Source organism: Mesorhizobium sp. M0626 (assembly GCF_040320665.1).
GTDB lineage: Bacteria > Pseudomonadota > Alphaproteobacteria > Rhizobiales > Rhizobiaceae > Mesorhizobium.
The window spans coordinates 304,084-328,730 of record NZ_JAMYQD010000001.1 but is presented as its reverse complement, the minus strand read 5'-3'; the positions used below and the strand labels follow the sequence as shown (position 1 = coordinate 328,730).

Here is a 24,647-nt window from a genome sequence, read left to right as displayed (position 1 = left end):
TGAAAACTGTCGGGCCTTGACCCCGGCGTGGATGGAGAACGCTTATGCCTGCTGTGCAGGACACGATCGATCGGGTCCGAAAGATCGACGTCGACCAGTACAAATACGGATTCCAGACAGAGATCGCGATGGACAAGGCCCCCAAGGGCCTGAGCGAAGACATTATTCGCTTTATCTCGGCCAAGAAGGATGAACCGTCCTGGATGCTGGAATGGCGTCTGGAAGCCTATCGGCGCTGGCTGACGCTGGAAGAGCCGACCTGGGCGCGCGTCCATTATCCGAAGATCGACTTTCAGGACCTCTATTACTACGCGGCGCCCAAGAGCACGCCCGGCCCGACCTCGCTGAGCGACGTCGATCCCGAGTTGTTGAAGGTCTACGAGAAGCTCGGCATTCCGCTGCGGGAACAAGAAATCCTCGCTGGCGTGCAGAAGACCGACGTCTCCGATCTCGAGGAGCCCAGCGACAATGTCTACAAATCGGGCCGTGTCGCGGTCGACGCGGTGTTCGATTCCGTTTCCGTCGTCACCACGTTCAAGAAGGAGCTGGCGCAGGCCGGCGTCATCTTCTGCTCGATCTCGGAAGCCATCCGCGAGCATCCGGAGCTGGTGCAGAAATATCTCGGCTCGGTCGTGCCGACCTCCGACAATTTCTACGCCACGCTGAATTCGGCTGTCTTCACCGACGGCTCGTTCGTCTTCGTGCCCAAGGGCGTGCGCTGCCCGATGGAGCTGTCGACCTATTTCCGCATGAACGAGAAGAACACCGGCCAGTTCGAGCGCACGCTGATCATCGCCGAGGAGGGGGCTTACGTCTCCTATCTCGAAGGCTGCACGGCGCCGCAGCGCGACGAGAACCAGCTGCATGCCGCCGTCGTCGAACTGGTGGCGCTCGACGATGCCGAGATCAAATATTCGACGGTGCAGAACTGGTACCCCGGCGATGCCGAGGGCAAGGGCGGCATCTACAATTTCGTCACCAAGCGCGGCGACTGCCGCGGCGACCGTTCGAAGATCTCGTGGACGCAGGTCGAGACCGGTTCAGCGATCACCTGGAAATATCCCAGCTGCATCCTGCGCGGCGACGATTCCTCCGGCGAGTTCTATTCGATCGCCGTGTCGAACGGCTACCAGCAGGTCGACAGCGGCACCAAGATGATCCATCTCGGCAAGAACACGTCGAGCCGCATCATCTCCAAGGGCATCGCCGCCGGCTTCTCGCAGAACACCTATCGCGGCCAGGTTTCGGCGCACCGCAAGGCGACCAACGCCCGCAACTTCACCAATTGCGATAGTCTCCTGATCGGCGACCAGTGCGGCGCGCACACCGTGCCCTACATGGAAGCCAAGAATTCGACGGCGCAGTTCGAGCATGAGGCGACGACGTCGAAGATTTCGGAGGACCAGAAATTCTACGTCATGCAGCGCGGCATCCCCGAGGAAGAGGCGATCGCGCTGATCGTCAACGGCTTCGTCAAGGATGTCATCCAGCAGCTGCCGATGGAGTTCGCGGTCGAAGCGCAGAAGCTTATCGGCATCAGCCTTGAGGGTAGCGTGGGGTGACAAGGGCGCGCAAACGCGAATCCGTGGAAAAACATGTCTATCTGCGGGATCGAGTGGATAACTGGGAAGCGGGCCTGGGCCTTGCGTTCTGGTTTTGCGCGATAGGGATAGTGCTGCTCGGCGCGGCCTACTCGCCGGATGGCTTTTGGCGAGGACTTTGGCAAGCCCTGACGCAGATGTAGAATAACCGGGCGTAGGCGCTCGGATAGGCAATGCGATGGACACTGGAAGGATAGCGACCCGCCAAGCGTTCAGGACCGTGCACAAGGCATGGGATTGAAACTGAACGTTTGAAAGGAAGTTGAAATGATGGATACGGTTCCGATCGTTTTTTACGCTTTGGTGTGCGGCGCGCTCTGCGCTGTCGCGCCCTCTATCCAGTCGACGCCGCGCCGGATGGCGGCGGGCGCCGTGACCGGGCTGGTCTCGGCAATTATACTGCCGTTTCTGCGCCACTTGGTTGATGGCTGAAGAGATGACCATGACGCTGTCTCGCGACGAGATCTGGTTTGCGGTTCGCTGGCGGCGGCTGTGGGCGGTTCGTCGCGAGGGCAACATCGCCACGATGAAATACGCCGCGGCCGCAGTAGCCTCGGCCCTGGTAGGCGCCGTTTTGGCGGCGTTCGTCCATCCGATGGTCGGCCTTGCGGTTTTCGCGGTGGGGTTCGGCCTGTCCTTCTGGCGGTTCAAAACCCTGCAGCGCCGGCACACCGATTACACAGTCACCTACGACGATTATTTCAGAGAAAAGAACAATGCTTGAGATCAAGAACCTGCATGCCCGCATCGTCGATGACGGCACCGAGATCATCCGCGGCCTGAACCTGACGGTGAAAAACGGCGAGGTCGCCGCCATCATGGGGCCGAACGGCTCGGGCAAATCGACGCTGTCCTACATCCTCGCCGGCCGCGAGGATTATGAGGTCACCGAAGGCGACATCCTCTATAACGGCCAGTCGATCCTCGAAATGGATCCGGCCGAGCGCGCCACCGCGGGCATTTTTCTCGCCTTCCAGTATCCGATGGAGATACCTGGGGTCGCGACCATGGAATTCCTGAAAGTGGCGATGAACGAGCAGCGCAAGGCGCGCGGCGAGGAACCGCTGAAAATTCCGGAATTCCTGAAGCGGGTGAAGGAGGCGGCAGCCTCGCTCTCGATGGACATGGCGATGCTGAAGCGGCCGCTCAATGTCGGCTTCTCCGGCGGCGAGAAGAAGCGGGCCGAGATCCTGCAGATGAAGCTGCTGGAGCCGAAACTTTGCGTGCTCGACGAGACCGATTCCGGCCTCGATATCGATGCGCTGAAGATCGTCTCGGACGGCGTCAACGCGCTGCGCTCGCCCGACCGCGCCATCATCGTCATCACTCACTACCAGCGCCTGCTCGAGCACATCGTGCCCGATAGCGTGCACGTCCTATACAAGGGCCAGGTGATCAAGTCCGGCGACAAGTCGCTGGCGCTCGATCTCGAAGCCAATGGCTATGCCGGCGTGATCGGCGAAGCCGCGTGAGATGCCAGGTCATTTTGTACCAAAAGACAGGGCCAAGCTTATGAACATGCATTCGACACCCCAGCGCACCCAGGCTGAAACGGCGTTGATCGACGCTTTCGGCGAGCGGCTGTCGCTGCTGCCGGGCGACGGTGCGGTGATGCTGAAGCGCGACGACGCCATCGAGGCGATCAAGCACGGGCTGCCGACGCGGCGCATCGAATCCTGGCATTACACTGACCTGCGCCGGCTGTTGACCGCGGTGCCGGCATTCGATCCGACGGCCGCCGCTAAGGGGCTGGCGCCCATCGTCGAAGGTTCCGCCGTGCTGGCGGTTCTGAACGGCGTCTCGAGTGCGAAATTCCCTGCCATCGAAGGCGTGACCGTCCAGCGCCTGTCGGAAAAGCTGACCGACGGCTCGATTGCGCCCGGCCTCGACCCCTATGGCAGCGATGACGCCATCGGCGCGCTGAACACTGCTTTCGTCGCCGACGGCTATTTCGTCGACATCGCCGATGGCGCAGCACTGGAGAAGCCGATCGAATTGCAGAACCTGCAAGCCGGCGGACAGACCCATGTGCGCTTTCCCGTGCGTGTCGGCGCCGGCGCCAAGGCTGCGATCGTCGAGCGTCAGGCGGGCGAGGGCGCGGCTCTGGCCAGCTCCGTCAGCCAGCTGGTGTTGGGCGAGGGCGCCGAGGTGACCTGGCTGATCATCCAGGAACAGCCGGAAACGGCCACCCATCTGGCGCAGTTCAAGGCGCATCTCGGCAAGAATTCGAAGCTGACGCTGTTCTTCATGAATGCCGGCGGCAAGCTTGTGCGCCAGGAGATCGTGGTGAAGACCACGGGCGAAGGCGCCGACTTCAAACTGCGCGGCATCAACCTGCTCGCCGGCGACACCCACACCGACGTGACCATGGTGCTCGACCATGCCGTGCCGCATACGACATCGACGGAAGTGATCCGCAATGTCGTGACCGGCAAGGCGCGCGGCGTCTTCCAGGGCCGCATCAACGTCCACCAATACGCGCAGAAGACCAACGCCAAGATGGCCTGCAACACGCTGCTTTTGTCGGATGATGGCGAGTTCTCGACCAAGCCGGAGCTGGAAATCTTCGCCGACGACGTCATCTGCGGCCACGGCGCGACCGTTACCGAGATCGACCACAACCATCTGTTCTACCTGATGGCTCGCGGCATCGACGAGAAGAGCGCCCGTGGCCTGCTGGTCAAGGCGTTCGTCGCCGAAGTGATCGAGGAACTGGACGACGAAACCATCGTCGAGGCCCTGGAAACAAGGCTGGACGACTGGTTCGTGGCGCATGGGTAGCGCCTCCCCTTCTCCCCTTGTGGGTCCGAAGGACGGGCGAGGCAAGTGACACGCCCCGGGCGGTGGCCGAGCGAAGCTCGGTCGGGTGAGGGGTGCGTGACGAAGTGAGGCGGTGCCTCAAGAGAGCTTGTAATGGACCAGAAGATCGAAACAACCCCATACGACGTCGAGGCGATCCGCCGCGACTTCCCGATCCTGTCGCGCGAAGTCTACGGCAAACCGCTGGTCTATCTCGACAATGGCGCCTCGGCGCAGAAGCCGCAGGTGGTGCTGGATACGATCCAGCACGCCTATTCCCAGGAATACGCCAACGTGCATCGCGGCCTGCATTTCCTGTCGAATGCCGCAACCGACGCTTATGAGAAGGCACGCGAGACGGTGCGCCGTTTCCTCAATGCGCCAAGCACCGACAACATCGTCTTCACCTCGAACACGACCGCGGCGATCAACACCGTGGCTTACGGCTATGGCATGCCCAATATCGGCGCGGGCGACGAGATCGTGCTGTCGATCATGGAGCACCACTCCAACATCGTGCCGTGGCATTTCATCCGGGAGCGGCAGGGCGCCAAGCTGGTCTGGGTGCCGGTCGACGATCTCGGCATCTTCCACATCGAGGAATTCGAAAAGCGGCTGACCGACAAGACCAAGCTCGTCGCCATCACGCATATGTCGAACGCGCTGGGCACGGTAACCCCGATCAAGGAGATCGTGCGCATCGCGCATTCGCGTGGAATTCCCGTACTTGTCGACGGCAGCCAGAGCGCCGTGCACATGCCGATCGACGTCCAGGACCTCGATTGCGATTTCTTCGTCTTCACCGGCCACAAGGTCTACGGGCCCTCCGGCATCGGCGTGCTCTACGGCAAGAAGGACATTCTGCAGGGCATGCGCCCCTTCATGGGCGGCGGCGAAATGATCGAGGAGGTGACTGAAGACATCGTCACCTACAACGAGCCGCCGCACCGCTTCGAGGCCGGCACGCCGCCGATCGTGCAGGCGATTGGCCTGGGTGCAGCATTGGAATACATGGAAAAGGTTGGCCGCGAGCGCATTGCCGCCCATGAGGCCGATCTCAAGACCTATGCGCATGAACGGCTGCGCGCCATCAACTCGCTGCGCATCTTCGGCGACGCGCCGGACAAGGGCGCCATCATTTCCTTCGAATTGCAGGGCATTCATGCCCATGACGTGTCGATGGTGATAGACAGGCAAGGTGTTGCCGTCCGCGCGGGCACCCATTGCGCCCAGCCGCTGTTGAAACGCTTTGGCGTAACCTCCACATGCAGGGCATCGTTCGGCATGTATAATACCAGGGCCGAAGTCGACGCTTTGGCCGATGCGCTGGAAAAAGCGCGCAAGTTCTTCGGGTGACAGGTTCTTTGGATGACGACCATGGATGATGCGAGCCACACCACCGCGCCGGAAGCGGCCGTCAATCCGGTGGTTTCCGCCTCGGCAATTCCCGCCGACGAGCTGGCGCGGCTGACCGACGACATCGTCTCGGCGCTGAAGACGGTCTATGACCCGGAAATACCGGCCGACATCTATGAGCTCGGCCTCATCTACAAGATCGACATCGAGGACAACCGCGCGGTCAAGATCGACATGACGCTGACCGCGCCCGGCTGTCCGGTGGCCGGCGAAATGCCAGGCTGGGTGGAAAACGCCGTCGGCGCCGTCGAAGGCGTCTCCGGCGTCGAGGTCAACATGACCTTCGACCCGCCCTGGTCGCCCGACCGCATGTCGGAAGAGGCGCAGGTGGCGGTGGGCTGGTACTAGGTTGACTGAGGTTGGTGCACTTGCACCAGTGGTAAAACTTCACCATTTTAGGTGAGGAATCATTCGGCAGGCCTTGAACCTGCATGGAATGGAAGAGGAAAAAGAATGGGACGCTTCGCCGTCATCACGATGACCGAAAAGGCCGCCGACCGGGTGCGCGAGATCGTCGCCACGCGCGACAATGCGCATGGCATTCGCCTCGGCATCAAGAAGGGCGGCTGCGCCGGCATGGAATACACGGTCGACCTGGTGACCGAGCCCAATACCAAGGACGACCATATCGAACGCGACGGCGCGCATGTCTATGTCGCGCCCGAGGCTGCCCTTTTCCTGTTCGGCACCGAGATGGATTTCGAGCAGACCACGCTGCGCACCGGCTTCACCTTCCACAACCCGAACCAGAGTTCGGCCTGCGGCTGCGGCGAATCCGTCGAACTGAAGCCCGCCGACCTGAAGGCGCTGGCTGAAGCGCGCGCTTCCGCCTGATCTTTCCTTCGCCCCGTTCACGGGGAGGTGAGGAATGGTCCGCGCAGCGGGCGAAAAGCCAATTGCTTGGCTTTTCGAATGACGAACGGCCCGAAGGGCCGGATGAGGGGCAGCGCTAACCATCGGAAGTCGCGCTCCGAGTCCTCACTTCACCCACATCTTCGTCCGCTTGTGCCAGTCGGCGATCGATTCCTCGGGATAGACGTCGAACGCATTGTCCTTCTTGCCGATCACCGGCTCGACCCAACTCGCCTTGTATTTCAACATCAGATGCACCTTCTCCGGCGGCTTCGGCAACTCGCTGTCGATTGCCGAGGCGAAGGGGTGGACCAGGTCCGGCCATGTCGGATCGTAGAGCCAGAGCGCCGAACCGCACTTCTTGCAGAAATTGCGCTCGCCCGTCGAAATCTCACACTTTGGATGCTCGTCGTCCGCGATCTCGGCCTGGTAGACGCCGAGATTGCGCTTGCCCTTGATTTTCAGCGTCTTGTAATCGGCGCCGAGATTGATGGCGAAGCCGCCGCCGCCCTGCTGCTTGCGGCAGATCGAGCAGTAGCACAGCATGAACGGCACCGGCGTGTTGCTCTCCACCTCGAAATGGACGGCATCGCAGCGGCAGGATCCCTTGAGCAGCAGCGGCATGACAAAACTCCGACGGATGGCTCTCAACTTGCCAGCATGGTTTTTGGTTGCAGCCATGGCAAGCCCGGTGACATTGCGGCATGGACAATGAACGCATCGAAGAGCTGTTCGAAGGCCTCGGCCCGGTCAGTATCCGAAAACTGTTCGGCGGCAAGGGTATCTATTTCGACGGCGTCATCGTCGCTATCGTGCTGCGCGGCGAATTGCTGCTCAAGGCTGACGAGCAAAGCGCGCCCGACTTCGAAGCCGCCGGCTGCAAGCAATGGACCTATACCGGCACCCGCCACGGCAAGCTGGTCGCGATGCCGTACTGGAGCATTCCCGACGACGCGTTTGATGATCCTGACGAGATGAGGGTGTGGGCGCGCCGGGCGTATGAGGCGGGGCGGCGGGCGGGGAAGTGAACCGGGACCGTCGCGTTTCTTCCCACCCCCCTCTGTCCTGCCGGACATCTCCCCCGCAAGGGGGGAGATCAGTTGTCACATTGGCCTTCGCCAATCACCATCGTTGAAAATGGGAGCCTGCGGCTAAGCTGTTAATCTCCCTCCTTGCGGGGGAGATGGCCGGCAGGCCAGAGGGGGGTGCTGTCCCGCCGACGTAGGCGATCCTACAGCGCCTTGGCAATCCTCGCCGCCAGCCGCGCATTGTTCTCGACCAGCGCGATGTTGGTCTTCAAGCTCCGGCCGCCGGTCAGTTCGAGGATTTTGCCCAACAGGAACGGCGTCACCGCCTTTCCGGTCACATTCTGCACTTCCGCCGCCTTCTGCGCGGCCTCGATATAGCCGGCCATCTCGTCGGCCGGGATTTCATCGTCCTGCGGCACCGGGTTGGCGATCAGCGTGCCGCCGACCAGGCCAAGTGCCGCCCTGGTCTTGTAGAAATGCGCGATCTCTTCCGGTCTGTGCAGGGTCAGCGGCGCGCGGAACGGCGAATGCCGCGACCAGAAGGCCGGCATCGTCTCGCAGCCATGGCCAATCACCGGCACGCCGCGCGTCTCCAGCACTTCCAGGGTCTTTTCGATGTCGAGGATCGCCTTGGCGCCGGCCGAGACGACGATGACCGGGGTGCGCGCCAACTCGTCGAGATCGGCCGAGATGTCGAAGCTTTTTTCCGCGCCCTTGTGGACGCCGCCAATGCCGCCGGTGGCGAACACCTTTATCCCGACCATGTCGGCCGCGATCATGGTGGCGGCGACCGTGGTGCCGCCGGTGCGGCCTTGCGCCACCGCAAAGCCGAGATCGGCGCGCGACAGCTTCATGGCGTCGCCGGTCATCGCCAGCGACTCGCGCTCGCCGTCGGAAAGCCCGATCTTGATGCGGCCGGCGACCACGGCGATCGTCGCTGGCACCGCGCCATTGTCCAGGATTATCTTTTCGACATTGGCGGCCATGGCGCCATTGTCGGGGTAAGGCATGCCATGGGTGATGATGGTGCTTTCCAGCGCCACGACGGGGCGGCCAGCGGCGAGCGCCTCGGCCACGGGCGCGTGGAGGTCGATGAAGGGGCGGGCGCTTTGCGGTGTCATGATGGTCTCCGATCCGGAGATCCGCGCGTCCGCTTGGACGTCGCGCTCCGGCAATGGCAATTGGCCGCCCTCATGCCATTTCCTGCGCGTCGGGCACAAGAGCCAGTGCCTCGGTGAAGGTCGCAATCGTGAAGGCCGGAACCGCGTCGGCGCTTTCAATGGCCAGCGTGGCGGCGGCAACGCCCTCGCGCAATGCCTGGCGCAGGGGCAGGCCGCGCAGCAGGGCAGCGATGGTGGCGCCGGCCAGCGCGTCGCCGGCGCCGGTGACGTCGGCGACTTTTCTCGGCGCCGGCGGCAGGATAGAGAAGGCGCCGGCTTCGTCGAATCCCAGCACCGGGCCGTCGCCCGCCGTCACCACGCCACTGGTGAGGCCGCTGCAGCGCAGTCCGTCGACGGTCTCGCGCTCGGTGGCATTGGCATCGACGCCGGCCAGCACCATGGCCTCGCGCCGGTTCATGAAGACCTGCGCGAGTTCCTTCAGCACCGGTATCAGCCGCACCACCTTGGCCGGCGAAATGGCGATGGCGAACACCGGCTTGCCGGCGGCGAGCCCCACCAGCCGCTCCAGCGCCGTTGATGGCAGATTGGCGTCGCAGAGCACCGCATCGGCCTCGGCGACCACCTCGCGCACCTTGGAGCGGCGGATCTGCTTGGGGAACGCCAAATCGTAGAGCGCCATATCGGCAAAGCCGGTGATCAGCTCGCCGTCGCGATCGATCAGCGCCGTGTAGCTCGGCGTGGTGCGGTCGAGGAACACCGCCGACAGATCGGCAATGCCGGCCTCAGTGATGGCGCGCGCAACCGTCTCGGCCGAGGCATCGCCGCCGCGCACCGACAAAAGCGAGGCCGAGACGCCGCGCCGCACGAGGCTGCGCAGCGCGTTGAAGACGCCGCCGCCGACATCCTCGCGCATCGTGCCGGGGTTGGACGCCGCCGGCACGTAAGCACCGGACACCTGACCGCGCCGGTCGATATGGGCGCCGCCCACCGCCAGTATTTTTGCTGATTTCACCATGTAGGCGATATGACCTTTGTTATTCGAACCAGACAAGCGCTAGGCTGTGCGACGGAGCTTCGCAAGCAAGCCAGCGATTCGGGCGGAGCCAAACCGCCGGAGCGCCTGGCCCAATGGTGGATACATCCGGAAACGAACGGATGTATCCCCTTGAAACATGTAAGGGCTCATGCTATATAATTCGGTATGAGCAACAAACTTCCTACTCTCCGCCAGTTCCAAGAGCGCTTCACGACCGAAGACGCATGCCTTGAACACCTCATGGTGACACGGTACGGCGAGCGTCACGAATGCGCCAAGTGCCATCGCGTTGCCAAGTTCCATCGCGTCAAGGCTCGCCGCTGCTATGAGTGCGACTTCTGCGGTGCGCAGGTCTACCCGACCGCAGGCACACCGTTTGAAGCCACGCGCACGTCATTGCGCGACTGGTTTACCGTCATGTTCATGTTCTGCGCGTCCCGCAACGGCTTATCCGCGAAGGAAGTCCAGCGCACCATCGGCGTGACCTACAAGACCGCTTGGCGCATGTGCAACCTCATTCGCCAGTACATGGGTTATGTCGATGGCGACAACCCTCTTGGCGGCAAGGATGGCGGCATCGTTGAAGCCGACGAGATGTACTTTGGCGGCGTAGACAAGCGCGGCGAAGACGACAAGGCCATTATCTTCGGCGCTATCGAGCGCGGCGGCGATGTGGTTACTCAGGTCATCCCAAGCCGCAAGGCTCGCCACATCATGCCCGCCATTTTCAAGTGGGTTAAGCAGGGTTCGCGCGTCGCAACAGACGAGCTGCTTTCATATGGCGAATTAACGGAAAACGGCTACATGCACGGCACCGTGAACCATAGCGCCGGTGAGTATGTGCGCGGTCAGGTCCACACCAACAACATCGAAGCCTTCTGGTCGCACGTCAGGCGTTCGATGGCCGGGACTTACGTTTCGGTTTCGAAGAAGTGGCTGCAGACTTACCTTTGGGAGTTCGAGTACCGGCAGAACCTTCGTCAGGAACCCCACCTGATGCTTGACCTCTTGCTGCAATCGTTCCCGCGCCCGGAACGGTGAGGGCGGGCTTGGTAGCCATCGCCTTTAGCAGGCGGTCAAAACGTTTTCTGGGGTCCACAGGTTATTTCCCCGCTGAGATGATCGTATTGAATTGCCGAATGCACCTTACAAAATTCACAACGATAAGTCCCAGGTTATAGAACCAGAACCAGATAATGCCCTGCATTATTGACCATGCGGCCACGTCCTTTGGCTGCATGATAACCAGAACGTAGGATGCGAATATCATCGCAGCCGACCATACGAGAGTAAAGCGCAACAGCCTGAGCATGGCTTTGAACGTCATTGTGTTTTGAATTTTCGCCAAGAATTCGTTCTGCCGAGCGCCAACGAACACGAAAAAGGTGGCGATAAAGCCCGTAAACACAGTCAGAAGGTCAAAAATGCCGGAATAAATCGCCAGCGAATTAATATCGCTATCGCGAGACGCCCACGTTGCCACAATGGTTCCGGCAACGGAAAACACAGCCGCTAGGGCCAACGGCCGATGCGACAAGAAGGTGGCGCTCCACCTCGAAATAGAAATACCAGCAAAATCAACCATTTCCATAAAGCCGCTCGATTGTTCTAAAGTGTGCATCAAAAGTTTGTCGTAAAAATGACCGGCGAACTTCAAAGTTAGCGTCCGCGATTGGGGGCAGGTCCAATTCTCTGCTTGCCTTAATCTGTTCAGACAGCACGTCAATTGGCTGTTCTTCTTCGAGGATCTTTATTCTTAACTTCTCGACGTGATCTCTGTTGTTTGTTGACCAACGCAACATTCTTTGAACACCCCGCCGGGATAAAGTACCATCTTGATCCCCTCGCGGCCATGAGACGCGAACCTCGACGTTCGGCCCACCAAAAGCATTGGCCAATCGCCCAAGATTCCCCTCAATATCCAACGGATCACCCTCGACAATCGCCATGTCGGCAGGCCGTGCTACCCTGAACTCAATTGCTCTTGGGGTGCCGCCTCGCAACCGTTCAAGCGCTGTCTGCGTAAGGCACGGGGAGATATGAAACCCCTTGTGCCGCCTAATTTTCTGGCTCACCAGAAGATTAATTCGTCCCGGCGTTATCGCCTCCCGGCGACTTTCCAAAAGCAGCACATTCGATCGGGGATGATAGCGAAACGCGCAACGGTGGCCTAATGGCCGATCCTGATCTTCAAGCGGGCCAATATCGGGAGCTATCGGCGGGATATTGTCGCGCTGCTGCCGGATGAATTCGCCCTCAACAAAATCGGCGTTATCGGCAGCATCCTGGTAGCGCAAGAGCCTAATTCTTATCTCGGTTGCTACCTCAGTCCATTGATCCCTGTCGGCGCTTCTCCAGATTGCTTGTAGGCAATCGAAAAACGTTCTGTCGCGAGCCTCTAGGGGTTCAACTTGATAGAATCGAGCAACAACAGTCCTGTCCATTTTTTAGTCCCCATCCCAAGACTGAGCCATCAAAGCACGGTTCGGGGAAAGTGGCGACTCAGAGTATGTGTATAACTAAGAGAGGAGAATGGATTTATGGGCGAACGAATTATTGCGCGACACAAGGCTCGCGGCGACGACGGCACAATCCACAATTTTACGGAGGTTCAAGAGTTCGAGGAACACCGCGACGTCAATGGCAAATGGATAAGAATGGATGGCTTCAAACGCCTAGAATTGGATGCCGGCGGGTTTCTGAATCGAAAGGATGCCGACACGTTTGAGATCGTCAGCACTGGCGAGATCATTCGGAAGATCGGCTAACGCCACCTTCGTGTAGTGCCTGTAGCCGTGGCGCTCGTGGGCGCTCACGATAATATGGCGCGCGTCACAGTGGTGAAATGTCGTATCCTTCGCCATGAGCCTTTTCACATGATTCTCCCCAATCCGGCTAGGCGTTAATTCCTAGCATTTAATTTACATGCCCGAAGGGGATACATCCGGAAACGAAACCATGAGACAAAAAAAGAACAAATCCGGATAAAGATTGCTTTTCAGATATTTGACCCCTCTTGCCAAACGAGAACAAAAAAGGTACAAATAGGGCAGGGATTACGGATTGTCCGGCCTTCATTGACGACCAAGGGGTGATGTATCATGGCTCAGAATACTTTGCGGCTTGTAGAGGACAAAGCGGTGGACAAATCAAAGGCTCTGGACGCGGCGCTGTCGCAAATCGAGCGCGCCTTCGGCAAGGGCTCGATCATGCGGCTGGGCGCCAACGAGCAGGTCGTCGAGATTGAAACCGTGCCGACCGGATCGCTTGGCCTCGACATCGCGCTTGGCGTCGGTGGCCTGCCGCGCGGCCGCATTGTCGAGATCTACGGGCCGGAAAGCTCGGGCAAGACGACACTGGCGCTGCACACAGTTGCCGAAGCCCAGAAGAAGGGCGGTATCTGCGCCTTCGTCGATGCCGAGCATGCGCTCGACCCGGTCTATGCCCGCAAGCTCGGCGTCGATCTGGAAAACCTCTTGATCTCGCAGCCGGACACCGGCGAGCAGGCACTGGAAATCTGCGACACGCTGGTGCGTTCCGGCGCCATCGACGTTCTGGTGGTCGATTCGGTGGCCGCCCTGACGCCGCGCGCTGAAATCGAGGGCGAGATGGGCGATTCGCTGCCCGGTCTCCAGGCTCGTCTGATGAGCCAGGCGCTGCGCAAGCTGACCGCCTCGATCTCGCGCTCCAACACCATGGTCATCTTCATCAACCAGATCCGCATGAAGATCGGCGTCATGTTCGGTTCGCCGGAAACCACGACCGGCGGCAACGCGCTGAAATTCTACGCTTCGGTGCGCCTCGACATCCGCCGCATCGGCTCGGTCAAGGACCGCGACGAGGTCGTCGGCAACCAGACCCGGGTCAAGGTGGTCAAGAACAAGCTGGCGCCGCCCTTCAAGGTGGTCGAGTTCGACATCATGTATGGCGAGGGCGTCTCCAAGACCGGCGAACTGGTCGATCTCGGCGTCAAGGCCGGCGTGGTCGAGAAGTCCGGCGCCTGGTTCTCCTACAATTCGCAGCGTCTCGGCCAAGGTCGCGAAAACGCCAAACTGTTCCTGCGCGACAATCCGGACACGGCGCGTGAGATCGAACTTGCGCTGCGGCAGAATGCCGGGCTGATCGCCGAGAAATTTCTTGAAAATGGTGGCCCCGAGCGCGGCGAAAGCGACGACGGCTTCGAGGAAGAATCCGGCGCCATGTAGGGCACGGCCAGAGTTCGGCCATAAATCCAGTCTATTATCCGATGCTTAAGTAACCGAGTTCTTTAGTATTGCGTTTCAAACCGCCGGCCTTCGCGCCGGCGGTTTTCGTTTTTGGGCAGCGTGAAGCCGGCTTGGCAGTTGCCGGATTGGCCCAATTCCGTGTTTCTGGACAGGGTGGGGCGTGCCCGCTAAAAGGCCAAGTCAATCTTCTAAAAAGCAGAGACCAGTGTCCGCCGGCCGTGCCGGCGGTTTTCGCGAAAAGGCAGCACTCATGAGTGGCGTGAACGAGATCCGGTCGACATTCCTCGACTATTTCCGCAAGGAGGGCCACGAGGTCGTGGCCTCGAGCCCGCTGGTGCCGCGCAACGACCCGACGCTGATGTTCACCAATGCCGGCATGGTGCAGTTCAAGAACGTCTTCACCGGCCTGGAGAAGCGGTCCTATTCGCGCGCCACCACTGCGCAGAAAAGCGTGCGCGCCGGCGGCAAGCACAACGACCTCGACAATGTCGGCTACACCGCGCGCCATCTGACCTTCTTCGAAATGCTCGGCAATTTCTCCTTCGGCGACTATTTCAAGGAGCGCGCCATCGAACTGGCCTGGAACCTGATCACCAAGGAGTTCGGGCTGAACAAGGACAAGCTGCTGGTCACCGTCTATCACACCGATGACGAGGCGGCCGGCTTCTGGAAGAAGATCGCCGGTTTCTCCGATGACCGCATCATCCGCATCCCGACCTCCGACAATTTCTGGGCTATGGGCGACACCGGACCGTGCGGGCCGTGCTCGGAAATCTTCATCGACCGTGGCGAGCACATCTGGGGCGGCCCTCCCGGCAGCCCGGAGGAGGATGGCGACCGCTTCCTTGAATTCTGGAACCTGGTGTTCATGCAATATGAGCAGGTCACCAAGGATGAGCGCATCGACCTGCCGCGGCCGTCGATCGACACCGGCATGGGCCTGGAGCGCATGGCCTCCATCCTGCAAGGGGTGGAGAGCGTCTTCGAGACCGACCTGTTCCGTCATCTGATCGATGCGGCCTCGTCGGCGCTCGGGCAGGGACCCGACAAGGAGACGGTTGCCTCCTTCCGCGTCATTGCCGATCATCTGCGCTCGTCCTCTTTCCTGGTTGCCGACGGCGTGCTGCCGTCGAACGAAGGCCGCGGCTATGTGCTGCGCCGCATCATGCGCCGCGCCATGCGCCATGCGCAGTTGCTCGGCGCCAAGGAGCCGTTGATGTGGAAGCTGGTGCCGGCGCTAGTGCGTGAGATGGGCCAGGCCTATCCCGAACTGCTGCGCGGCGAACAGCTGATTACCGAGACGCTGAAGCTCGAAGAGACCAGGTTCCGCAAGACGCTGGTGCGCGGCCTCGGCCTGCTCTCGGAGGCGACGGATACGCTGCACGCCGGCGATATGCTGGATGGCGAGACGGCGTTCAAGCTCTATGACACGTACGGCTTCCCGCTCGATCTGACGCAGGACGCACTGCGCCAGCGCAACATCTCGGTCGACCTTGCCGGCTTCACCCATGCGATGGAGCAGCAGAAGGCCGAAGCGCGCAAGCATTGGGCTGGCTCCGGCGACGCGGCCACCGAGACCATCTGGTTTTCTGTACGCGAGAAGGCCGGCGCCACCGAATTCCTCGGCTACGAGACCGAACAGGCGGAAGGCCTCATCCAGGCCCTGGTCAAGGACGGCAAGACAGTCGATAGCGCCGGCAAGGGCGACGTGGTGGCGGTGGTCGTCAACCAGACGCCGTTCTATGGCGAGTCGGGCGGCCAGATGGGCGACACCGGCATCATCTCCGGCGAAGGTTTCTCGATCGAGGTTTCCGACACGCAGAAAAAGGCCGACGGCCTGTTCGTGCATCTGGGCAAGGTGACGAACGGCACGGTCAAGCCAGGTGCAGCCGTCGAGCTGAAGGTTGACCATGCGCGCCGCACCCGGCTGCGTGCCAACCATTCGGCAACGCATCTGATCCATGAGGCGCTGCGCGAGGTGCTGGGCACCCATGTCGCGCAGAAAGGATCGCTGGTCGCGCCCGAGCGCCTGCGCTTCGACATCTCGCACAACAAGCCGATCTCGGCCGAAGATCTCGAAGAGGTCGAGCGCATGGCCAACGAAATCGTCGTCCAGAACAGCCCGGTGACGACGCGGCTGATGTCGGTCGACGACGCCATCGCCGAAGGCGCCATGGCGCTGTTCGGCGAAAAATACGGCGACGAGGTGCGTGTCGTCTCGATGGGCACCGGCGTGCATGGCGCCAAGGCCAATAGACCCTATTCCGTCGAACTTTGTGGCGGCACCCATGTCCGGGCGACCGGCGATATCGGCCTGGTCCGTGTCGTCTCCGACAGCGCAGTCGCCGCCGGCGTGCGCCGCATCGAGGCGCTGACCGGCGAAGCCGCACGAAAATATCTCGACGAGCAGGACAGGCGCCTGAAGGCGACGGCGGCTGTGCTGAAGATCTCGCCGGCCGACGTGCCGGCGCGTGTCGAGACGCTGCTCGAGGAGCGCAAGAAGCTCGAGAAGGAGCTGAGCGAAGCGCGCAAGAAACTCGCGCTGGGCGGTGGTGCCGCGGCCGATGCTCCGGCCACCACCGAAACCGTCGCCGGTATCGGCTTCCTCGGCAAAGCGGTTTCCGGCGTGTCGCCGAAGGATTTGAAGCCGCTGGCCGATGCCGGCAAGACTTCGCTCGGCTCAGGCGTCGTCGTCTTCGTCGGTGCGGGCGAAGACAACAAGGCAAGCGTCGTGGTCGCCGTGACGGACGATCTCGTCGGCCGCTTCAGCGCTGTCGATCTTGTGCGCGTTGCCTCGGCCGCATTGGGCGGGCAGGGCGGTGGCGGACGGCCCGACATGGCGCAAGCCGGCGGCCCGGACGCCTCGAAGGCCAATGATGCGATCGCCGCGGTGAGGGCGGCGCTGGAGGCAGCCTGAAAGCCACCCTATGCCTTATCTGGTTTTGTGTGCGGCTTTCCGGCCTTCGCCGCCGTGCTTGCCATTCTGTGGCTGATAGTGGCAAGCCGGCAATCAGCTCTTAGACGGTCCGTCTAGCTAGTTCTTTTTCGCCGCTTTCAGGGCGCGCGTCATTCTGCTGGAATCGCCCCAGGTGGACAGCCAGATCAGCACGTCCGTGGCGATCGAAATCAGCGACCGTAAAAAGTTCAGCGCCGGGCCGGACGATTTCAGCTGCTCTTCGGCGTGATGGAGATGGGCGAGCTCTTCCTCGCGGATCGCCAGGATGATGCCGTGCAAGTCGTGGTCGCGATTGGCGAGGAAAAACAGCTGATCGTCCAGATGGCGATGCACCGCCGCTTCAACCGCCGCCGTGCAGGCCCAGATGCCTTGCGGACCGAGCAGGGCGGTGACAAAACCCAGCACCCAGCCACCCCAGCTCCAGAACTGCATTACCCGGCACGGTCGCGACCGCCGCGCCGGCATGGCGGCGCGGAACGCAGCCCAATGCGTGCGCTCGTGCCCAAGCATCTCCGACAAGGATGGCACGCAATCCGGCCATAAGCGCCTGGCGACAAGAATCTGCGCCGAATAGATCCTGATCGCACCGAACTCACCGGCGTGGTTGACCCTGACAATTCTGGCGACGGTGAGCGCGTCCTGGCGAGATGGGTCAGCCATGGCCCGAACCCATATCAGCCCGCCGCCAGGCTCGGACGTTTTGCGATGCCCTCCCACCAGGCCTGGATGTCGGCGAACGCCGCAAGCAGCTTTTGCCCATCGGCGACCTTGACGAAATAGGCGATGATGGATGCCGCATGCAGGTCGACCAGCGTCAGCTGGTCGCCGAGCAGCCACGGCCCGGGAGGCTTGAGTGCGGTGAGCACCCGCAGCACCGTTTCCGCCTGGCGCAGCCCGTTGGCGACCAGTGCCTCGTCTGGCGCTTCCTTCTCAAGCCGCTCGACGGCGACGTCCCAGACCATCGATCTGTAGGCATAGGCGTCGAGCATGCCGATGATCTGGTTCATCGTTGCGCGGGTGCGGGCGTCTTTTGGCTGCAGTGCCGGGCCGTCGAACGCCTCGTCGACATAGCGGGCGATTGCGCTGGTTTCGAACAGGCGAAACCCGTCATGCTCGAAGGCCGGAATGCGGCCGAAAGGGTGATGCTCGAAGTACCAGGCGGGAGCGCCCTCGGCGGCAAAGACATCGACCGGCACAAGGTCGTAGTCGATGCCTTTTTCCGCCAGCACGAGGCGGACGATGCGCACATATACGCTGTAGTCCGCCCCGTAGACGACCGGCTTGGCCATGGCTGCCGGCTTACGCCATCGCCTTCTGCAAATTCTCGTCGATCTTGTCGAGGAAGCCGGTGGTCGACAGCCATGGTTGGTCGGGACCGATCAAGAGCGACAGGTCCTTGGTCATGAAGCCGCTCTCAACCGTCTGGATGCAGACCTTCTCCAGCGTGTCGGCAAATCGCTTCAACTCGGCATTGTCGTCGAGCTTGGCGCGGTGGGCGAGGCCGCGCGTCCAGGCGAAGATCGAGGCGATCGAATTGGTCGAGGTTTCCTCGCCCTTCTGGTGCTGGCGATAGTGGCGCGTCACGGTGCCGTGCGCGGCCTCCGCTTCCACCGTCTTGCCGTCCGGCGTCATCAGCACGGAGGTCATCAGGCCAAGCGAGCCAAAACCTTGCGCCACCGTGTCGGACTGGACGTCGCCGTCATAATTCTTGCAGGCCCAGACGTAGCCGCCAGACCATTTCAGGGCGGAGGCCACCATGTCGTCGATCAGCCGGTGCTCGTACCACAGCTTCTTCGCCTTGAACTCGGCCTCGAATTCAGCCTCGTAGACCTCCTGGAAAATGTCCTTGAAGCGGCCATCATAGGCTTTGAGGATGGTGTTCTTGGTCGAGAGATAAACCGGATAATTGCGCAGCAGGCCGTAATTCAGCGAGGCGCGGGCGAATTCGCGGATGGAGTCGTCGAGATTGTACATCGCCATGGCAACACCGGCGCCGGGTGCGTCGTACACGTCGTGCTCGATCACCTTGCCGTCCTCGCCGACGAACTTGATGGTCAGCTTGCCCTTGCCGGGGAAGCGGAAGTCGGTGGCGCGATACTGGTCGCCGAAGGCATGACGGCCGACGATGATCGGCTTGGTCCATCCCGGCACGAGACGCGGCACGTTCTTCATGATGATCGGTTCGCGGAAAATGGTACCGCCGAGAATGTTACGGATGGTGCCGTTGGGCGACTTCCACATCTTCTTCAGCTTGAATTCCTCGACGCGCTGCTCGTCGGGCGTGATCGTCGCGCATTTCACACCGACGCCCCATTTCTTGATGGCATTGGCCGAATCGATGGTCACCTGGTCGTTGGTGGCGTCGCGGTGCTCGACGCCGAGGTCGTAATATTCGAGCTTCAGGTCGAGATAAGGGTGAATCAGCTTGTCCTTGATGAACTGCCAGATGATGCGGGTCATCTCGTCGCCGTCGAGCTCGACGACCGGGTTCGCCACCTTGATCTTCGCCATGAAAAGAATGCCTCGCTTTTGGGGAACTAAACGGCCTTGCCCGCATGGCTTCGGCCGGGGATGCGGAGCGTATATCAAAGCCTATTTGGCCGCGCAAACCGACGCGTTTGCGTAGAGACATCATATGCCAATTTATAATCGGATGAGATGGGCCGCAATCGTCACCCAACGGTGCTGTGTCGCGTGGACTTTCCACGCGACACTGCCTGTCGGCTATTTCAACGCGACTGGTGTCGGCGCGACGCCTGGCGATACATTGCCGTCAATTTGGTTGTTGCCGTAAGATTGGATTTGGCCGCTGACCAATGTGTTGAGACCAGTACCGTTGCCGCTTATGACTGAGCTTCCAACGCGGACGACAGAGTTGGCATTTGCCGAACGGATGCCGCTGTCGCCGTTGTTTGCCGACGTGACCCGGTTCAACATCACCCGTAGTGCCCCGGATCCGGCAGATGCCGAGAAGCCATGGGCGCCGCCTCCAGCTACGACTGTGTCCGTAACACTAATATCGACGGAACCCGTCGTTGTGCCGGTGGAGCCAAGCAATCCGACGAGATTGTTCGACAGGACGCTGTTCTTGACCATCAGAGTAGCACCCCCGCTCCCGCCGGGTTCGATCGAGATGCCATTCCTGCTATTGCCCGTAATATATGAGTTGCTGACATGAATCTCGGTTACAAGCGCGGTGTTGTTGACGAGAATGCCATTACCGCTGCCGGCGGGCGCGGCGGCGGTGAAATCACGTATTATGCAATCTTCAACGATGAGAGATGCACCTTGCAAGAAGCGAATCCCGTTTACACCGCCATTGCTGCCGTCAATATCGAGCCCGCGAAGCACAACATCAATACCGGCACCATTAATGATTACGCCAGTTACGCCTGAAGCTAGGATGGAACCTTCGACATGCTTGCATGAAATCGTCATCGACTTGGTTATCGTCACCGTGCCGAATCCACCGGGATCGATACAATTTATGATGCCGCCTGTCGCCGTCTTGGAAATCGCGCCGGCAAACGTCTTGCAAGGCGCAGTGCGGCTGCAGGGATTGGCGTCGTCGCCAACACCGGAAACCCAAGTCCTGGTCGCTTGCGCGGAAGCTGGCGCAATCAGGAAGCCCGACGCCAGAATCAATATTGCGAATGAAAAGAAGAACCGTAACATCTTCATTTGCCCCTCCTAAAAAGATTAGCCGGGAGCCCTTGCCGGCTGGTGAACCTGTTAAACACGCTTGGGGGCGCATACAGATAGTGGTCGGATGCAGGACGCAATCCCACCGCCAAATTACCATTTGCTATACAACTTTGAACCCAAGCTTTTTGGATATTATACCTTTCTAAATTGGTTTTCCAGCGATGCGACACACGGTTGCAAATAAAAGCGTCAATCACAGGTAATATCGGCGCATAAACACCGTTGCTGGCGATATCGGGCACCGATTTGAATGGGGGCCGGATGCACCCCGCACCTGCACGTGTTTTGATTCGTTATTTAATTCCGATCACTCCAATTTGTGGCACATAGGTGTCACGATAGGGATCAGCTGTTTTTCGGGCCCCCTTCGCCCGTGATTTGCAGTCCGTTCCATGCCAGATTCCTCGTCAGGGTCCGGAGCGTAGATCACTCCGACCTGCTTCCCTTTACATTTTCACATCTCGGCTTCGGACCTGTCGGACGCTCAATGCTTACGGTCTTGGCAATTGCATTGTTTATTCTCCCTATGGCGATCCAAATGCGGCCAGATACCATTCCGCGCCATCGTACTCTACCTCGGCCCACTGATTGCCGACAAAGCTTTGTCTGCAATCGTCAGCGTGAAAGCGCCACCGCCAGTACGAGTGAGGCGGAAGCGAGGGCTTGGTAAGCATTGGTGTTTGACAGCGTAACGATGCGGTTGGCAGTCAGCGTTCCGGTGTGCTTGCGATGCTCGCCGTTAGTCAACGTGGTCAGGTGAAGTCAGCATCGGTGGCAAGCGTTTCCTGCCCGCCGTGGGTTAGGCGCTTCCAGTCAGTACCGTCTGACTCCAACATTCCCCCGCGGCCGCCACTGTGGCGGTATTGGGCGTAGATGCTTGGATAGTCATAACCGGGACCCGATTACGTCAGGTCTGTGGAAAATTTGGAACCCGTTGGTCGTCGCCGCCGTCGGTGCGGATGTCAATGACGTAAATGTTGCGTCGCCTATATCCGGCGTACCCAGGCTAAACCTGTATTTGCGACAAACTTCGTGCCGGTACCGGTTTGGCTCGCGGTCGGTTCCACGTTCGGCCTGATCGCGCCTGTCGCGGCCTGAAACAATATCAGCGCGGCGATCTCGGTAGCGGCGATCCGATGACCTTCCTTTCCATATTCCCCTCCTTAAATCGGGATCTAAGCATTTCGCTGCTGGAGACGTAAAAAGCCCCCGCACCTTGGGAGTGTGGTCAGTCAGGTCATCGGAAACGCCTCGCAGGTTTTTAACAAGCGAGACCCGCGGGTGGACCCATGGGTATTTGTCGATCGCGCGCCACAACCCTTCAAAAAGTCGTATCGATATGGCAGGACGCGCTGAGACTTCACAATGCAGCCATCTGGACCACATGTCAGGAACGGACTTTCAGCGCGCCGCCGGGCCGGCGATCATCCTGGTCGAGCCGCAGCTCGGCGAGAATATCGGCATGGTCGCGCGCGCCATGGCCAATTTCGGCCTTGCCGAACTGAGACTGGTCAACCCGCGTGACGGCTGGCCGAGCGAGAAGGCGCGCGCCGCCGCCAGCCGCGCCGACCATGTCATCGATGCCGTAACAGTGTTCGGCGACCTGGCGTCCGCCGTCGCCGACCTCAACTTCGTCTTCGCCACCACGGCGCGCGAGCGCGACGGCTTCAAACCCGTGCGTGGTCCGGTCGAGGCGGGCAGGGCGCTCAGGGCGCGTCAGATGGCCGGCCTGCGCACCGGCATCTTGTTCGGCCGCGAGCGTTTTGGGCTCTACAATGACGAGGTCGGGCTGGCCGACGAGATCGTCACCTTCCCGGTCGTTCCCGGCTTTTCGTCGCTCAACATCGCCCAGGCCGTGCTGTTGATGTCCTATGAATGGATGAAATCCGGCCTGGAGGACGAGACGGCGACCAATTTCTCCAGTCCTGAAATGAAGCCGGCGAGCAAGGAAGAGTTGCACGGCCTGTTTGCCTATCTCGAAGGCGCGCTCGAAGCGCGCGGTTATTTCCGCCCGGCGCCCAAGAAACCCAAGATGGTCGACAATCTGCGCGCCGTCTTGACGCGCGCCGGTTTCGCCGAGCCGGAACTGAAAGTGCTGCGTGGCATCATCTCGTCGCTCGACCGGTTTTCGCCGGCCATGCCGCGCGGTGACGGCTCGCCGGGAGACGATCCAAGGCGTTTGCCGGCCGCTGCGCGAAAACGCCAGGCAGACAAAGAAGATTAGAAATCGCTAAGCTTCGAACGGCTGAAGTAACCGAATTTTATTTGCCTCTCATCCATTGTTGTCAAAACGGTGGGGTGGCAAATGTTCACGTCCAAAATCGGCCGTATGCGCTTCTTCTTCTATTCGCTCGGCGTAGCCCTGCTCGAGGCCGTTCTAGCTGTGCTGTGCATCGTTGGCACGATCGGCTTTGAGGGGCTGGTCAACTCGGCGCCCGGTCCATTGCGGCAAGGGATGGCAGGCGCGGTTCTGGTCGTTTCCCTCCTGGCCGTGGTCATGCGTGCCAACATCGCCTGGCGACGCAGCCGCGACGCCAACGGCAAAGCCTGGATCCTGTGGTCCTACATCGTGTTCTGCGCCATCTACGCCTTTCTGCAGGCAGGCACGCTGCTGGTCATCGATTTCAACAATCCGGAAAGCACGTCCAGCGGTTTGAACCTGCTTGCGCTGTCGATCTTTGGCCTTTGGTGCACGATTCTGGTGGCTAAGCCGGTGGCGGGCATCAATATCGACGAACTGACATCGGTTTTCGATTTCGATGGCGATACGCCCATGCCTGCGGCATCCGGCCGGACGGCCAGCAGCACGGCACAGTCTTCCATGCGCAACGCCACACCGGCCACGCGCTCGGTGCCGTCCGCCCAGCCTCTGGGCCGTCCGCGGCCCGCCGGGTTCGGCAAGCGCGGGCTCTAGAACAACCGAGGCAAGGTCGTCTTCGCCGGCTTTGCATGGAAGTTGCTAACATTCGCCACTTCAAGGCCATGATGGTTGCAGATAGAACGGCATTGGCCAATGACCGCCAAGCCTTCTGATCCAGCCTCTTTCATGGTCCGATATCAATGAGCCACCGTCCGATACTGATGTTCGATTCCGGCGTTGGAGGATTGACCGTGCTGCGCGAAGCGCGCGTGCTGATGCCTGACCGGCGCTTCGTCTACGTCGCCGATGACAAGGCCTTTCCCTACGGCGCCTGGGAAGAGCCGGCGCTGCAGGCCCATATAGTCGAGCTCTTCGCCAAGCTGCTCGACCGTTTTGATCCGGAAATTTCGGTCGTCGCCTGCAATACCGCTTCGACGCTGGTGATCGATGCGTTGCGGGAAAAATTCCCTGGCCATCCCTTTGTCGGCACCGTGCCGGCAATCAAGCCGGCGGCCGAGCGCACCCGGTCCGGGCTGGTCTCGGTGCTGGCGACGCCGGGCACGGTGAAGCGCCAGTACACGCGCGACCTGATCGGCAAATGGGCGCAGAAATGCCATGTGCGGCTGGTCGGCAGCAACAATCTCGCCGGACTGGCCGAGGCCTACATGCGCGAGGGCTTTGTCGACGAGGAGGCCGTGCGTGCCGAGATCGCACCGTGTTTCGTCCAGCATGACGATTTGCGCACGGACATCGTCGTGCTCGCCTGCACGCACTATCCGTTCCTGGCCAATCGCATGCGCAAGACCGCGCCCTGGCCGGTCGACTGGATCGACCCGGCCGAGGCGATTGCGCGGCGCGCTCTGTCGCTGCTTCCGGCTGTCGCCGGGCCATTGCCGCAAAGCGAGCCCGACATCGCCGTCTTTACCTCGGGAAAGGCGGACTTCGCCATCAGCCGGCTGATGCAGGGTTTTGGATTGAGCGCGCGCTAATGCATGTCGCCCAAAAGTGCGCAGCGGTTTTGGGACAAGGACATGCACAAAACGAAAA

The 24,647-nt window shown here is 60.8% G+C and carries 25 protein-coding genes; 16 read left to right on the top strand and 9 right to left on the bottom strand.

Annotated elements, in window-relative coordinates:
• Window positions 1–44 precede the first annotated feature (44 nt).
• From sufB to sufA, 8 genes are all read left to right on the top strand, one after another.
• Complete coding sequence (gene sufB / locus NKI37_RS01735) at window positions 45–1,562, top strand: Fe-S cluster assembly protein SufB (protein WP_023684859.1); 1,518 nt, start codon at window positions 45–47, stop codon at window positions 1,560–1,562.
• Between the two features lie 306 nt (window positions 1,563–1,868).
• Complete coding sequence (locus NKI37_RS01730) at window positions 1,869–2,033, top strand: hypothetical protein (protein ID WP_156033695.1); 165 nt, start codon at window positions 1,869–1,871, stop codon at window positions 2,031–2,033.
• 4 nt (window positions 2,034–2,037) lie between these two features.
• Window positions 2,038–2,325, top strand: coding sequence for a hypothetical protein (locus tag NKI37_RS01725; RefSeq protein WP_155929798.1), 288 nt, complete (start codon window positions 2,038–2,040; stop codon window positions 2,323–2,325).
• The gene (sufC, locus tag NKI37_RS01720) at window positions 2,318–3,073 is read left to right on the top strand and encodes a Fe-S cluster assembly ATPase SufC (protein WP_023684862.1); all 756 of its coding nucleotides are present in this window, start codon (window positions 2,318–2,320) and stop codon (window positions 3,071–3,073) included. The genes NKI37_RS01725 and sufC overlap by 8 nt, the downstream gene beginning before the upstream one ends.
• Before the next feature lie 40 nt (window positions 3,074–3,113).
• Complete coding sequence (gene sufD / locus NKI37_RS01715; RefSeq protein ID WP_352788259.1) at window positions 3,114–4,382, top strand: Fe-S cluster assembly protein SufD; 1,269 nt, start codon at window positions 3,114–3,116, stop codon at window positions 4,380–4,382.
• Window positions 4,383–4,514: 132 nt separating this feature from the next.
• Complete coding sequence (locus NKI37_RS01710; protein WP_023684864.1) at window positions 4,515–5,756, top strand: cysteine desulfurase; 1,242 nt, start codon at window positions 4,515–4,517, stop codon at window positions 5,754–5,756.
• Between the two features lie 21 nt (window positions 5,757–5,777).
• A complete protein-coding gene (locus NKI37_RS01705) occupies window positions 5,778–6,164 on the top strand; it encodes an SUF system Fe-S cluster assembly protein (protein ID WP_023684865.1) in 387 nt (128 codons plus the stop codon).
• A 105-nt stretch (window positions 6,165–6,269) separates the two neighbouring features.
• Entirely contained in the window at window positions 6,270–6,650 is a 381-nt protein-coding gene (gene sufA, locus NKI37_RS01700; RefSeq protein ID WP_013532156.1) for a Fe-S cluster assembly scaffold SufA, read from the top strand.
• 144 nt (window positions 6,651–6,794) lie between these two features.
• Here the strand turns inward: sufA and NKI37_RS01695 are convergent, their stop codons facing one another.
• The gene (locus NKI37_RS01695) at window positions 6,795–7,292 is read right to left on the bottom strand and encodes a GFA family protein (protein ID WP_023669121.1); all 498 of its coding nucleotides are present in this window, start codon (window positions 7,290–7,292) and stop codon (window positions 6,795–6,797) included.
• 80 nt (window positions 7,293–7,372) lie between these two features.
• Here NKI37_RS01695 and NKI37_RS01690 point away from each other — a divergent pair, with 80 nt between their 5' ends.
• Complete coding sequence (locus NKI37_RS01690; protein WP_023669120.1) at window positions 7,373–7,696, top strand: TfoX/Sxy family protein; 324 nt, start codon at window positions 7,373–7,375, stop codon at window positions 7,694–7,696.
• A gap of 203 nt (window positions 7,697–7,899) precedes the next feature.
• Here NKI37_RS01690 and NKI37_RS01685 read toward each other — a convergent pair whose 3' ends face one another.
• Together NKI37_RS01685 and NKI37_RS01680 are read right to left on the bottom strand one after the other, a co-directional pair.
• On the bottom strand, window positions 7,900–8,817 hold the full coding sequence (locus tag NKI37_RS01685) for a pseudouridine-5'-phosphate glycosidase (protein ID WP_023684866.1): 918 nt from the start codon (window positions 8,815–8,817) through the stop codon (window positions 7,900–7,902).
• Window positions 8,818–8,887: 70 nt separating this feature from the next.
• The gene (locus NKI37_RS01680; RefSeq protein WP_023684867.1) at window positions 8,888–9,832 is read right to left on the bottom strand and encodes a carbohydrate kinase family protein; all 945 of its coding nucleotides are present in this window, start codon (window positions 9,830–9,832) and stop codon (window positions 8,888–8,890) included.
• Between the two features lie 186 nt (window positions 9,833–10,018).
• Between NKI37_RS01680 and NKI37_RS01675 the strand changes: the two genes are divergently transcribed.
• Window positions 10,019–10,894: an IS1595 family transposase gene (locus tag NKI37_RS01675; protein WP_352788264.1), complete on the top strand. Its 876-nt coding sequence runs from the start codon at window positions 10,019–10,021 to the stop codon at window positions 10,892–10,894.
• Window positions 10,895–10,955: 61 nt separating this feature from the next.
• Here the strand turns inward: NKI37_RS01675 and NKI37_RS01670 are convergent, their stop codons facing one another.
• Window positions 10,956–11,444, bottom strand: a complete 489-nt coding sequence (locus tag NKI37_RS01670) for a hypothetical protein (protein WP_352788266.1) — start codon at window positions 11,442–11,444, stop codon at window positions 10,956–10,958.
• Window positions 11,431–12,297: a DUF6731 family protein gene (locus NKI37_RS01665; RefSeq protein ID WP_352788268.1), complete on the bottom strand. Its 867-nt coding sequence runs from the start codon at window positions 12,295–12,297 to the stop codon at window positions 11,431–11,433. The genes NKI37_RS01670 and NKI37_RS01665 overlap by 14 nt, the downstream gene beginning before the upstream one ends.
• 96 nt (window positions 12,298–12,393) lie before the next feature.
• On the opposite strand from NKI37_RS01665, the gene NKI37_RS01660 reads away from it, so the two are divergent.
• The 3 genes from NKI37_RS01660 (at window position 12,394) to alaS (ending at window position 16,996) form a co-directional block, all read left to right on the top strand.
• Window positions 12,394–12,621: a hypothetical protein gene (locus NKI37_RS01660; protein WP_352788271.1), complete on the top strand. Its 228-nt coding sequence runs from the start codon at window positions 12,394–12,396 to the stop codon at window positions 12,619–12,621.
• Between the two features lie 333 nt (window positions 12,622–12,954).
• Window positions 12,955–14,058: a recombinase RecA gene (gene recA, locus NKI37_RS01655; protein ID WP_023684868.1), complete on the top strand. Its 1,104-nt coding sequence runs from the start codon at window positions 12,955–12,957 to the stop codon at window positions 14,056–14,058.
• Window positions 14,059–14,329: 271 nt separating this feature from the next.
• A complete protein-coding gene (gene alaS / locus NKI37_RS01650) occupies window positions 14,330–16,996 on the top strand; it encodes an alanine--tRNA ligase (RefSeq protein ID WP_352511283.1) in 2,667 nt (888 codons plus the stop codon).
• A gap of 117 nt (window positions 16,997–17,113) precedes the next feature.
• Here alaS and NKI37_RS01645 read toward each other — a convergent pair whose 3' ends face one another.
• The 4 genes from NKI37_RS01645 to NKI37_RS01630 all read right to left on the bottom strand — a co-directional run bounded on the left by NKI37_RS01645 (window position 17,114) and on the right by NKI37_RS01630 (window position 20,716).
• Window positions 17,114–17,695: a demethoxyubiquinone hydroxylase family protein gene (locus tag NKI37_RS01645; protein WP_023716003.1), complete on the bottom strand. Its 582-nt coding sequence runs from the start codon at window positions 17,693–17,695 to the stop codon at window positions 17,114–17,116.
• 14 nt (window positions 17,696–17,709) lie between these two features.
• A complete protein-coding gene (locus tag NKI37_RS01640) occupies window positions 17,710–18,324 on the bottom strand; it encodes a glutathione S-transferase family protein (RefSeq protein WP_023716002.1) in 615 nt (204 codons plus the stop codon).
• Between the two features lie 10 nt (window positions 18,325–18,334).
• On the bottom strand, window positions 18,335–19,546 hold the full coding sequence (locus tag NKI37_RS01635) for an NADP-dependent isocitrate dehydrogenase (protein WP_023669114.1): 1,212 nt from the start codon (window positions 19,544–19,546) through the stop codon (window positions 18,335–18,337).
• 213 nt (window positions 19,547–19,759) lie between these two features.
• A complete protein-coding gene (locus NKI37_RS01630) occupies window positions 19,760–20,716 on the bottom strand; it encodes a right-handed parallel beta-helix repeat-containing protein (RefSeq protein WP_352765001.1) in 957 nt (318 codons plus the stop codon).
• A 1,408-nt stretch (window positions 20,717–22,124) separates the two neighbouring features.
• Here NKI37_RS01630 and NKI37_RS01625 point away from each other — a divergent pair.
• From NKI37_RS01625 to murI, 3 genes are all read left to right on the top strand, one after another.
• The gene (locus NKI37_RS01625; protein WP_352788273.1) at window positions 22,125–22,964 is read left to right on the top strand and encodes an RNA methyltransferase; all 840 of its coding nucleotides are present in this window, start codon (window positions 22,125–22,127) and stop codon (window positions 22,962–22,964) included.
• Between the two features lie 81 nt (window positions 22,965–23,045).
• The gene (locus tag NKI37_RS01620) at window positions 23,046–23,654 is read left to right on the top strand and encodes a DUF805 domain-containing protein (protein ID WP_023669112.1); all 609 of its coding nucleotides are present in this window, start codon (window positions 23,046–23,048) and stop codon (window positions 23,652–23,654) included.
• A gap of 146 nt (window positions 23,655–23,800) precedes the next feature.
• Entirely contained in the window at window positions 23,801–24,589 is a 789-nt protein-coding gene (gene murI / locus NKI37_RS01615) for a glutamate racemase (protein ID WP_352535384.1), read from the top strand.
• Window positions 24,590–24,647: the final 58 nt, after the last annotated feature.

Bases quoted from the DNA above. Each gene is read 5' to 3' on its own strand.
- sufD (WP_352788259.1), top strand. From the start codon at position 3,114: ATGAACATGCATTCGACACCCCAGCGCACCCAGGCTGAAACGGCGTTG.
- NKI37_RS01620 (WP_023669112.1), top strand. From the start codon at position 23,046: ATGTTCACGTCCAAAATCGGCCGTATGCGCTTCTTCTTCTATTCGCTC.
- NKI37_RS01695 (WP_023669121.1), bottom strand. From the start codon at position 7,292: ATGCCGCTGCTGCTCAAGGGATCCTGCCGCTGCGATGCCGTCCATTTC.
- NKI37_RS01625 (WP_352788273.1), top strand. From the start codon at position 22,125: ATGTCAGGAACGGACTTTCAGCGCGCCGCCGGGCCGGCGATCATCCTG.
- NKI37_RS01730 (WP_156033695.1), top strand. From the start codon at position 1,869: ATGATGGATACGGTTCCGATCGTTTTTTACGCTTTGGTGTGCGGCGCG.
- NKI37_RS01640 (WP_023716002.1), bottom strand. From the start codon at position 18,324: ATGGCCAAGCCGGTCGTCTACGGGGCGGACTACAGCGTATATGTGCGC.
- NKI37_RS01725 (WP_155929798.1), top strand. From the start codon at position 2,038: ATGACCATGACGCTGTCTCGCGACGAGATCTGGTTTGCGGTTCGCTGG.
- NKI37_RS01670 (WP_352788266.1), bottom strand. From the start codon at position 11,444: ATGGAAATGGTTGATTTTGCTGGTATTTCTATTTCGAGGTGGAGCGCC.
- NKI37_RS01665 (WP_352788268.1), bottom strand. From the start codon at position 12,297: ATGGACAGGACTGTTGTTGCTCGATTCTATCAAGTTGAACCCCTAGAG.
- NKI37_RS01675 (WP_352788264.1), top strand. From the start codon at position 10,019: ATGAGCAACAAACTTCCTACTCTCCGCCAGTTCCAAGAGCGCTTCACG.
- NKI37_RS01685 (WP_023684866.1), bottom strand. From the start codon at position 8,817: ATGACACCGCAAAGCGCCCGCCCCTTCATCGACCTCCACGCGCCCGTG.
- NKI37_RS01660 (WP_352788271.1), top strand. From the start codon at position 12,394: ATGGGCGAACGAATTATTGCGCGACACAAGGCTCGCGGCGACGACGGC.
- murI (WP_352535384.1), top strand. From the start codon at position 23,801: ATGAGCCACCGTCCGATACTGATGTTCGATTCCGGCGTTGGAGGATTG.
- sufC (WP_023684862.1), top strand. From the start codon at position 2,318: ATGCTTGAGATCAAGAACCTGCATGCCCGCATCGTCGATGACGGCACC.
- sufA (WP_013532156.1), top strand. From the start codon at position 6,270: ATGGGACGCTTCGCCGTCATCACGATGACCGAAAAGGCCGCCGACCGG.
- NKI37_RS01705 (WP_023684865.1), top strand. From the start codon at position 5,778: ATGGATGATGCGAGCCACACCACCGCGCCGGAAGCGGCCGTCAATCCG.
- NKI37_RS01630 (WP_352765001.1), bottom strand. From the start codon at position 20,716: ATGAAGATGTTACGGTTCTTCTTTTCATTCGCAATATTGATTCTGGCG.
- sufB (WP_023684859.1), top strand. From the start codon at position 45: ATGCCTGCTGTGCAGGACACGATCGATCGGGTCCGAAAGATCGACGTC.
- NKI37_RS01680 (WP_023684867.1), bottom strand. From the start codon at position 9,832: ATGGTGAAATCAGCAAAAATACTGGCGGTGGGCGGCGCCCATATCGAC.
- recA (WP_023684868.1), top strand. From the start codon at position 12,955: ATGGCTCAGAATACTTTGCGGCTTGTAGAGGACAAAGCGGTGGACAAA.
- NKI37_RS01690 (WP_023669120.1), top strand. From the start codon at position 7,373: ATGGACAATGAACGCATCGAAGAGCTGTTCGAAGGCCTCGGCCCGGTC.
- NKI37_RS01645 (WP_023716003.1), bottom strand. From the start codon at position 17,695: ATGGCTGACCCATCTCGCCAGGACGCGCTCACCGTCGCCAGAATTGTC.
- alaS (WP_352511283.1), top strand. From the start codon at position 14,330: ATGAGTGGCGTGAACGAGATCCGGTCGACATTCCTCGACTATTTCCGC.
- NKI37_RS01635 (WP_023669114.1), bottom strand. From the start codon at position 19,546: ATGGCGAAGATCAAGGTGGCGAACCCGGTCGTCGAGCTCGACGGCGAC.
- NKI37_RS01710 (WP_023684864.1), top strand. From the start codon at position 4,515: ATGGACCAGAAGATCGAAACAACCCCATACGACGTCGAGGCGATCCGC.